Origin of the sequence: Dactylosporangium sp. NPDC006015 (assembly GCF_040614215.1) — a bacterium.
GTDB classification, from domain to species: Bacteria; Actinomycetota; Actinomycetes; order Mycobacteriales; family Micromonosporaceae; genus Dactylosporangium; species Dactylosporangium maewongense.
The window spans coordinates 1-1767 of sequence record NZ_JBEXUD010000116.1 but is presented as its reverse complement, the minus strand read 5'-3'; the positions used below and the strand labels follow the sequence as shown (position 1 = coordinate 1767).

The 1767-nt window shown below is 35.8% G+C and carries 1 protein-coding gene and 1 pseudogene; one reads left to right on the top strand and one right to left on the bottom strand.

Annotated features, from left to right (window positions below):
* Positions 1–880, bottom strand: a pseudogene (locus ABZ321_RS58180) (hypothetical protein); the annotation flags it as partial.
* Positions 881–1048: 168 nt separating this feature from the next.
* Between ABZ321_RS58180 and ABZ321_RS58175 the strand changes: the two are divergent.
* Positions 1049–1729: an IS6-like element IS1216 family transposase gene (locus ABZ321_RS58175; protein WP_046124060.1), complete on the top strand. Its 681-nt coding sequence runs from the start codon at positions 1049–1051 to the stop codon at positions 1727–1729.
* Positions 1730–1767: the final 38 nt, after the last annotated feature.

Sequence of the window (1767 nt, the reverse complement as noted above, 5' to 3'; positions counted from 1 at the left end):
CAACTTTTTTGGCTGCTTCGATTTCTTTGTTTGTTTTTTCGTTATCACCATATTCTGATTTTGATGTACGGTAACCTAATACACCATTATAGCCTGTTAAAGCTAATGTTCCTTTGGCGCCTTGATAAGAAAAATCGGGATGTTTTTTAATGAATGAATCGATCAATGGAACCATATCATAGTCACCAACAGTTTCCTTCTTATTGTCGATATAAATATTCTTGATTTGGTTCTGTTTATCGACAATCAACTTACTTGGAAATCCTGAATTGTCCATGTATTCATAATAGCTGACATCGTCTTGCGAAAGAATTAACGGTTTCTTTCCTTCTGGAAGAGAAACACCTGTAAAGGTCAGTTTTCCATCTGTTCCTTTTTTGACTAATCCATTTAGATTAACAAGAACATAGTTATTTTTATATAACTGATCAATGGTTTTATTGAATTCGGAAATAGTGACCATATAATCTTTATACCCTTGTGCTTGCTGGGTATGAAAAGCCTTAGCTGGATCAACAATCAGACTATGAAAGAAGACGTGTGAGATTTTGGTCGGGTCTTCCCATTTTACCAAGGATTCTTTTTCTTTTTTCAAAGTTGCTAACAATTGTTGCGCTTCTTTGGCGTCGTCTTTTTCAAGTAAGGCGATGGCTTCATCATAATGATAACTTGCAGCAAGCTGTTTTGCTTGATCAAGCTGTTTCGTCGTTTGTTTATCTTCAACAGGTTTTGAGCTGCTGCTTGAGTGTTGAGTTGTTTGACTAGTGTTTTCTAATTTATTGTTTGTTACTGCTTGTGTAACAAAAAAGATACTTACACCTAGAATAATAACAGTGCATACAGAAGTGACAGCCAATATGATTTTGTGTGTATGTTTCATTTTATCGTCCCCTACTACTTTTTGATTTCAAAAACCCCCGTAAGCTTTTCTTAACCTTTTGAAAAACTTCCCATAACCATTGTAACGAATATAGGGTTCTGTTGCAAAGTTTTAAATCTACTATCAAATAAGGTAGAATAATAGAAAAAGATAGCAGGAGGAATGACGATGAATCATTTTAAAGAAAAGCAATTTCAGCAGGATGTGATTATTGTAGCCGTGGGCTACTATCTTCGTTATAACCTTAGCTATCGTGAAGTTCAAGAAATCTTATATGATCGTGGCATTAACGTTTCTCATACGACGATTTATCGTTGGGTACAAGAATATGGCAAACTACTCTATCAAATTTGGAAAAAGAAAAATAAAAAATCCTTTTATTCATGGAAAATGGATGAAACGTACATCAAAATTAAAGGAAAATGGCATTATTTGTATCGAGCCATCGATGCAGATGGTTTAACCTTGGATATTTGGTTACGTAAAAAACGGGACACACAAGCAGCCTATGCTTTTCTTAAGCGGTTAGTGAAGCAGTTTGATGAACCGAAGGTTGTAGTCACAGATAAAGCCCCCTCTATTACAAGTGCCTTTAAGAAACTAAAAGAATACGGCTTTTATCAAGGGACAGAACATCGTACCATTAAATACCTGAATAATTTGATTGAACAAGACCATCGTCCAGTAAAGAGACGCAATAAATTCTATCGAAGTTTACGCACTGCCTCTACCACGATTAAGGGCATGGAAGCCATTCGAGGATTATATAAGAAAACCCGAAAAGAAGGCACTCTCTTCGGCTTTTCGGTGTCTACTGAAATCAAGGTATTAATGGGAATAACAGCCTAAGATATTTGGAGTTCAGAGCGGGCGCGTTTGATTTTCAA

Excerpts from the sequence above, each read along its gene's own strand:
- ABZ321_RS58175 (WP_046124060.1), top strand. The coding sequence starts at position 1,049 with ATGAATCATTTTAAAGAAAAGCAATTTCAGCAGGATGTGATTATTGTA.